Origin of the sequence: Streptomyces sp. NPDC056479, from assembly GCF_042795335.1 — a bacterium.
Taxonomy (GTDB): domain Bacteria; phylum Actinomycetota; class Actinomycetes; order Streptomycetales; family Streptomycetaceae; genus Streptomyces.
In genome coordinates, this window is record NZ_JBHTRZ010000006.1 from 611,988 (window position 1) to 619,574 (window position 7,587).

At 69.2% G+C, this 7,587-nt stretch carries 6 protein-coding genes and 1 rRNA gene; 5 read left to right on the top strand and 2 right to left on the bottom strand.

Features of this window, described 5'->3' with window-relative positions; all coding sequences use genetic code 11:
• The first annotated feature begins 133 nt into the window (after positions 1 to 133).
• Genes ACFQ6S_RS26315 through ACFQ6S_RS26335 form a run of 5 tightly spaced genes read left to right on the top strand, consistent with a single transcriptional unit; the run spans position 134 to position 6,821 of the window.
• Positions 134 to 964, top strand: a complete 831-nt coding sequence (locus tag ACFQ6S_RS26315) for a hypothetical protein (protein WP_383414480.1) — start codon at positions 134 to 136, stop codon at positions 962 to 964.
• Complete coding sequence (locus ACFQ6S_RS26320; protein WP_383414483.1) at positions 954 to 2,282, top strand: hypothetical protein; 1,329 nt, start codon at positions 954 to 956, stop codon at positions 2,280 to 2,282. The genes ACFQ6S_RS26315 and ACFQ6S_RS26320 overlap by 11 nt, the downstream gene beginning before the upstream one ends.
• Complete coding sequence (locus ACFQ6S_RS26325) at positions 2,279 to 3,835, top strand: SCO6880 family protein (protein WP_383414486.1); 1,557 nt, start codon at positions 2,279 to 2,281, stop codon at positions 3,833 to 3,835. Before ACFQ6S_RS26320 ends, ACFQ6S_RS26325 begins: the two co-directional genes overlap by 4 nt.
• 6 nt (positions 3,836 to 3,841) lie before the next feature.
• Positions 3,842 to 5,251: an ATP-binding protein gene (locus tag ACFQ6S_RS26330; protein WP_383414489.1), complete on the top strand. Its 1,410-nt coding sequence runs from the start codon at positions 3,842 to 3,844 to the stop codon at positions 5,249 to 5,251.
• 10 nt (positions 5,252 to 5,261) lie between these two features.
• Entirely contained in the window at positions 5,262 to 6,821 is a 1,560-nt protein-coding gene (locus ACFQ6S_RS26335) for a TraM recognition domain-containing protein (protein ID WP_383414492.1), read from the top strand.
• Between the two features lie 37 nt (positions 6,822 to 6,858).
• Here the strand turns inward: ACFQ6S_RS26335 and ACFQ6S_RS26340 are convergent, their stop codons facing one another.
• Positions 6,859 to 7,404, bottom strand: coding sequence for a GNAT family N-acetyltransferase (locus ACFQ6S_RS26340; protein ID WP_383414495.1), 546 nt, complete (start codon positions 7,402 to 7,404; stop codon positions 6,859 to 6,861).
• 60 nt (positions 7,405 to 7,464) lie between these two features.
• Positions 7,465 to 7,581: ribosomal RNA gene (gene rrf / locus ACFQ6S_RS26345) — 5S ribosomal RNA — on the bottom strand.
• Positions 7,582 to 7,587 lie beyond the last annotated feature (6 nt).

The following is a 7,587-nucleotide window of genomic DNA, read 5'->3' on the forward strand; positions in this document are numbered from 1 at the left end:
CACCCGTCGTGCCCACCGGCTGAGGTTGCGTTTCCCTGATGTCGAGTCACCACACCGCGCCCACGCGGGAACCAGCACGGCTACCGTCGTACTCCAACGTGTATCTGTCCGACGTCGAGGGGGCGTACGCGGCATGAGTCTCGGAGACGAACGGGAGTCCTCCGGCGGGTACGGAGGCACCGGTCAGACCCGCACGCGGCTGCCCGAGAGCAGCGGTGACGTGTACGGGGGCGCGCGGCGGGGTGGCCGCTCGTCGTCCCGGAGCCTGGTCACCGTCGTCGGCGTAGTGGTCCTCCTCATCGCCGCGATCGCCTTCGCGAACCGTGGAGGAGACGATTCCGCTTCCACGGACGGGGACGAAAACCAGCCGAAATCCTCAACGACAGCAGCGACCGGGACCCGCCCGGTGGACGGGAAGTCGGCGGGGATTCCGGGCGGGTTCGCGCGGGATGAGCAGGGGGCGGCGAGTGCGGCGGCGAACTATGCGGTGACGCTGGGGTCGACGGGCATGTTCAACGCGGAGAGCCGCCATGGCATCGTCGACACCATCTACACGTCAACGGCGGCCGCCAAGCTCCAAAATGCGATGGATCAGGCTTACTCGGCGGACTTCCTCAGCAAGCTTGGCCTCGATGCAAACGGCAATGCGCCGGAGGGCAGCACCTTCGTCTCACGCACTGTGCCTGTCGGCACCAAGCTCGAGCAGCACAGCCAGAGCCGCGCCAAGGTCTCTGTCTGGTACATGGGCCTCATCGGGATGTCAGGCCAAGGCTCGACCGACCCTGTGAGCTCGACGTGGAAAACCTGGACCTTCGATCTGCAATGGCTCAACGGGGACTGGAAGATCACCGCTGATACTCAGAAGGACGGCCCGGCTCCGGTGCCCGGTGACGACAAGGCCGCCAGCTCCGACGAGATCAGCAAGGCCATCGAGGAGTACGGAGGGTTCACGTATGCCCGGTAACCCGCGTCGCGTACTCAAGCTCACGGCCTTGGTCACTGCTGTGCAGACCAGTGCCGTGTTGTTGGCTGCCCGCGCCTACGCCGCCCCCACACCTTCGCCCACTCCGAGCGACGACCCTTGTGACCTCCTCATCGGTCCCGCCAAGCAGTACTGCGAAGAAGACAACGGCGGCTCCGCCGGCACAGGCGGTGGCCGCTCCCTGACCGACCCCACCTCCACCCTCGACCCCCTCTCCTCCCTCGCCAAGGGCTGCGCCGACGCCGCCTCCTGGACCGTCAAGCAGCTCAGCGAGGCGGTCAAGGAAACCGCGAACGTCGACTTCACGAACGCCAAGTTCCTTCAGCAGTACGCAGTCGTCTTCGCGGCGTCGACGATCCTGACCCTCCTCCTCTGGCTCCTGGCAGTCACCAAGCGAGCAGTCCGAGGCGTGCCCCTCACCACCGCCATCACCGAGGCGATCGGCTTCCTCTGGCTCACCGTCCTCGCGTCCGCGTTCACGCCCCTGATCCTCTACACGGTCGTATCGGCGACCGACGGCGTCACGGACGTCCTGGCGAAGACCACAGGCGACCAGACCGACACGTTCTTCGGCACCTTCGCCGGCGCCCTGGAGAAGGGCGAGGACATCGGCGGCGGCCCGATCATGCTGATCGTCGTCTCCCTGGTCAGCATCCTCGCCGCCGGCATCCTCTGGCTGGAGCTCGTCATCCGCGCCGCGCTGCTCTACGTCGGCGCCCTCCTCGGCACCGTCGTCTACGCCGGCCTGGTCGACAAGAACCTCTGGGGCCACGTCCGCCGCTGGGCCGGCATCATGATCGCCGTCATCCTCGTGAAGCCGGTCATCGTGATAGTCCTCGGCCTGGCCGGCGCGCTGTCCTCCGACGACGGCCCGAACGCCTTCTCGGCGGTCGTCTCCGGCCTAGCCATCATCCTGCTCGCCATCTTCGCGAGCGCGATGATCTACCGCTTCGTCCCGGGCTTCGGCGACGAGATCGCCGGCTCCCGCAACAACCGCATCATGAGCGGCGCCGAGAGCAAGGCCGCCGCCGTCATCAGCTCCCCGGCGACCCTCGTCGCCCAGGGCATCAAGACACACAGCTCCCGCGCGGACAACAACGGCGGCGGAGGCGGTTCGAACGCCCCCCGCCCCTCGAACCCCGCCTCCGGCGGCGTCGCCGCACACAGCGCGCGCACCTCGAACGGAGGCGGCGGATCTGTCCCCTCCGCCGCACCCGCGCCCCGCTCGAGCAGCCCGGTGAACACCCCGCACGCCAGCAACACCCGCAACAGCAACCGTTCAGGAGGTGACGGGCGTTGACGACGCAGTCCCACGTGTCCCATCCGGTCACGCCCCGCCGTACATATCTGATCGGCCGCGCGCGGCCGAACGCCGTCGTCGGACGCAACCGCGAGACCGGCGAGATCACGCTGATCATCGCGGGCGCGTTCCTCGGCATGATGTGCGGACTCCTCGTCCCCGTCCTGTCCCTGCGCATCGTGCTGCTGACGGGCTTCCCGATGCTCGCGCTGGCCGCGGTCTACGTGCCGTACAAGCACCGGACCATCTACAAGTGGTTCGAGATCAACCGCAGCTACAAGCGCACCCTCCGCCAGGGCACGACATACCGTTCCGGCGTCATGGAGGCCGGCACCGGCATCGAAGGGCGCGAGATCGAGATCGGGCCCCCGCCCGGCATCGGCCGCATCACCTGGCTCGCCGCCCCGTTCGGGCCGGACGAGATCGCCGTGCTGCTGCACGCGGACCGCAGAACCGTCACCGCCGCGATCGAGATCGAGGGCCCCGGCGTCGGCCTGCGCGACTCCGAGGACCAGGAAGCCCTCGTCGACCGCTTCGGCACCCTGCTGAAGCACGTCGCCAACGGAGACGGCTTCGTGACCCGCCTGCAGATGCTCGCGCGCACCCTGCCCGCCGACCCGGACGCGCACGCCAAGGACGTCTCCGTACGCGGCGACGAGCGTGCCCCGGCCTGGCTGCAGCAGTCGTACGACCAACTCCAGTCCATGGTGTCGACGAGCAGCGAGCAGCACCGCGCGTACCTCGTCGCCTGCATGCACTTCACCCGCGAACTGGCCGCCGAGGGCATCGCGATGGCTCGCGCGGCCCGCCCGCACGGCGGCAAGGCCGACCGGGACTCGGGCCTCGCGGTCGTCATGGCCCGCGAGCTCACCGACATCTGCTCGCGGCTGCAGGAGGCGGACATCCGCGTCCGCCAGCCCCTGGGGCAGGGCCGGCTGGCCTCCCTCATCCACTCCATGTACGACCCGGACCACCCCATCGACCACATCCAGGCGATGACGAAGCGCAACGCCTGGCCGGCCGAGCTGGACGCGATGGAGCCGACGTTCCTCCAGGCGAAGACCCGGGAGTCGTCCACGCGCGCGCCCTGGTGCCACGCCACGGCCTGGGTGAAGGAGTGGCCGATGACCCCGGTGGGCGTCAACTTCCTGGCGCCCCTGCTCGTCCACACCCCGGACGTCATCCGCACGGTCGCCGTCACGATGGACCTCGAACCCACCGAGGTCGCCATCGAGCGGATGCTCACCGAGAAGACCAACGACGAGGCCGAGGCGAGCCGCGCCGCCAAGATGAACCGCACCGTCGACCCGCGCGACGTCGCCGCCCACACCCGCCTCGACCAGCGCGGAGAGGACCTCGCGAGCGGGGCCGCCGGGGTCAACCTGGTCGGCTACATCACCGTCTCCTCCCGTTCCCCCGAGTCCCTCGCGCGCGACAAGCGGACCATCCGGGCGTCAGCCGGAAAGTCGTATCTGAAGCTGGAATGGTGCGACCGCGAGCATCACCGGGCATTCGTCAACACGCTCCCCTTCGCCACCGGCATTCGGAGGTAGGACCTGATGCGGGACCCGCTGTCCGTCCTCACCGACGCCTTCACGTCCTTCCTGTTCGGGAAGGTCGAGACGACCCGGCTTCCGGTGCGCACGTCCACGGGCCAGGCCCAGGCGGTCTACCTCCCGACCGCCGCCCCCGGCCTCGGCGACTCGGGCGTCATCATCGGCCGCGAGGTGTACTCCGGGAAGGGCTACATCTACGACCCCTTCCAGCTCTACGGCCAGCAGCTCCCCGCCCCCCACTGGCTGGTCCTCGGCGAGTCCGGAAACGGCAAGTCCGCGCTCGAGAAGACGTATGTCCTACGGCAACTGCGCTTCCGCGACCGTCAGGTCGTCGTCCTCGACGCACAGGGCGAGGACGGGGTCGGCGAGTGGAACCTCATCGCGCAGGAGCTGGGGATAACTCCCATCCGCCTGGACCCGACGGCGGCGCTGGACCACGGCATCCGCCTCAACCCCCTGGACCCCGCGATCACCACCACGGGCCAGCTCGCGCTGCTGAGGACCATCATCGAGGTCGCGCTGGGCCACGGCCTGGACGAGCGGTCCGGCTTCGCGCTCAAGGTGGCGCACGCGTTCGTCAACGAGACGATCGTCGATCGCCAGCCGGTGCTGACCGACATCGTGGAGCAGCTACGGCACCCCGAGCCGGAGTCGGCCGAGGCGATGAACGTCGCCATAGACGACGTACGGGCGTGGGGCCTGGACGTGGCGCTGGTGCTGGACCGGCTGGTCGACGGTGACCTGAGGGGCATGTTCGACGGCCCCACGACGGTCGGCATCGACCTCGACGCGCCCCTCATTGTGTTCGATTTGTCCCACATCGACCGCAACTCGATCGCCATGCCGATCCTGATGGCGATCGTCGGCGTATGGCTGGAACACACCTGGATCCGCCCCGACCGGAAGAAGCGCATCTTCCTGGTCGAGGAGGCCTGGCACATCATCAACAGCCCCTTCGTGGCCCAGCTCTTCCAGCGCCTGCTGAAGTTCGGCCGACGCCTTGGCCTGTCGTTCGTGGCGGTGGTCCACCACCTCTCGGACGTCGTCGACGGCGCGGCGGCGAAGGAAGCGGCCGCGATCCTCAAGATGGCGTCGACCAGGACGATCTACGCCCAGAAGGCCGACGAGGCGAGAGCGACGGGCCGCGTCCTGGGGCTCCCGCGCTGGGCGGTCGAGATCATTCCCAGCCTCACTCCCGGCATCGCGGTGTGGGACGTCAACGGCAATGTCCAGGTCGTCAAACACCTGATCACCGAGACCGAACGTCCCCTCGTCTTCACCGACCGCGCGATGACCGAGTCGTCCACCGACCTGGCCGACGACGCCCTGCGCGCGGCCGAGCTGGAGGCGGAGGAGCGGGCCGCGGCCTTCGTGGAACAACACCTGGGCGACTCCGAATCGACGGTGGCGTAGGAGGCGCAGCGTGAGACCGGACCGCGGCCAGGAGTACCGGGACCGCCGAGACCACCGGGACGGCCAAGGGGGTATCCCCGACGGCCTGTTGCTCGGCATACTCGCCTTCCTGCTCGGCATGACCCTGCTGGTCTGGACGGCGACGGGCCTGGCGGCCTTGTTCTCACACGGCGCCTGGCCGACCGGAGTCACCTTCGCCCGCACCCCGCTGGCGATGCGCTCCCTGATCGCCGAACCTCACGACATCCCCGGGGCCTGGCCCGACACTCCGGCCGGGCAGCTGTCCGGCTACGGCCTGTTCTGGGGCCTGTTCATCGGCCAGCTGATGGTCCTCGTCGTTCTGACGGTGTTCGTGCTGGGGACGGTGGCACGCTGGCGGGCGGTCAGGGCGGGACGGCGCGCGGGGAAGGCGGCCGGCGCGGCGGATCCGGGGTTCCCGGACCCCGAGCCGCTGCCCGCGCCGGTAAGGGGCGAGGTACCGGCGCCGCGGAGGGCGGCGGAGCCGACGGGGGACTGGCGGGGTGAGCAACAACCGGAACCGGCAGAGACACGGGACGCTCGGTACCAGCCGCTGAAAGAGACGGTGCCGGCGGCCGCCGAGCCCCACACTCCTCAGCCTCCTCCGCTGACCGAACCGGTGGGCCGACGCGAAAGCATCGTCGTAGCCCCCAAGGAGGACCGCCGGCAAACCGCCGCCCAGGCCGTACGCGACGCCGAGGGCCCGACCCTCGTGGTCACCTCGAACCCCGCCGTCTGGCAGGACACCAAAGACGCCCGCGGAAAACTGGGCCCGGTCCTCCTCTACGACCCCACCCACCTCTGCGACACCCCGGCCCGCCTCCACTGGACCCCCACAACGGCCTGCGAGGACAAGCAAACGGCGGCTTCCCGAGCGAGCGCGCTACTGACTCCGGTCCGCCCCACCTCCCGCCTCGACCAAGCGGTCAGCGACACGGCCGAAACGCTCCTGCGCAGCTACCTCCACGCCGCCGCGATCGACGGCCGCACCATCCGCCACGTCCACCGCTGGTCCCAGGGCACCCAGATCCAGGACGCCGTACGCATCCTCCGTACCAACCCCAAGGCGGCACCGGGCTCGGCCGGCGAACTCGAAGCGGCCCTCACGGCCCACCCCGAACGCCGTGACATGGCCCAGGAGTTGACCACCAGGGCGCTCTCCGCGCTCTCCATGGTCAACATCCGGGAGTCCTGCACTCCAAACCGAACCGATGCCCTCACCTTGGATTCCTTCGTTGACGAAGGGGGCACGCTTTATGTGGTGGGTGAATCCATCGAGGACCCCCGAACCAACCCGGGGGCCATGCCACTCCTGACGGCCCTCGCCGCAAGCGTGGTCGAGCGCGGCCGGCGCATGGCCGAACGGTCATCCTCCGGTCGCCTCGACCCACCACTGACGCTCGTCCTGGACGACGTCGCCGCCGTGGCTCCGCTTCCCCAGCTGCCGGAGCTGCTGGCCACCGGAGCGGACCGGGGCATGCCGACCCTGGCCCTGCTCCGGTCCCGCGAACAGGCCCGCTCCCGCTGGCCGCACGACGAACTCCCGGTGTAGCGGGCCGGGTTCCCTCCCGACCTCGCCCGCTTTCCGGCTACGGCCGCTCGAGGACGAACTCCAGCTCCTTCTCCTCCGGCTTGGCGGACAACGGCACCACAAGACCGCTCGGCACGAACCCCACCCGTCGATAGAACCGCTGGGCCCGCCCGTTCTCCTCGTGCACGATGAGCCGTATCCGCTCGGCACCCCGCGCCCAGGCCCACTCCAGGCCGGCGTCGAACAACACCTCGGTCAGCCCACCGCCGCGCTCCTCGGGCCGCACGAACACACCGACGACATGCCCTTGCATCCGCTCCACCGCATACCCGGCCCAGTCGGTCGTCCCCGGCTCCTCGATCAGCACGGTCAACGTCCCGACCCACCGCCCGTCCGGCGCCTCGGCGATGATCTGCTGCGCCTCGTCGGCCCCTTCACAGGCCCCTGCGGCCCGCCCCATCCAGAAGGAGTCGGGCTGAGCCAGGGCGTCCTCGTACGTCTCCAGAAACGCGAGGTGCGCGACCGGGTCCTGAAGCGCCGCGAGTCGCAACTCCTTCGTGGCGGGCCATTCGTCCGCGCGGATGGATCGGATCACGTAGTTCATACGCCTGAGCTTAAACGCAAAAAGGCCCACGCAAAATGGCGTGGGCCTTTTTCAAGATTTGTTCGGCGGTGTCCTACTCTCCCACAGGGTCCCCCCTGCAGTACCATCGGCGCTGTAAGGCTTAGCTTCCGGGTTCGGAATGTAACCGGGCGTTTCCCTCACGCTATGACCACCGAAACACTA

Excerpts from the sequence above, each read along its gene's own strand:
- ACFQ6S_RS26340 (WP_383414495.1), bottom strand. The coding sequence starts at position 7,404 with ATGAACTACGTGATCCGATCCATCCGCGCGGACGAATGGCCCGCCACG.
- ACFQ6S_RS26320 (WP_383414483.1), top strand. The coding sequence starts at position 954 with ATGCCCGGTAACCCGCGTCGCGTACTCAAGCTCACGGCCTTGGTCACT.
- ACFQ6S_RS26315 (WP_383414480.1), top strand. The coding sequence starts at position 134 with ATGAGTCTCGGAGACGAACGGGAGTCCTCCGGCGGGTACGGAGGCACC.
- ACFQ6S_RS26330 (WP_383414489.1), top strand. The coding sequence starts at position 3,842 with ATGCGGGACCCGCTGTCCGTCCTCACCGACGCCTTCACGTCCTTCCTG.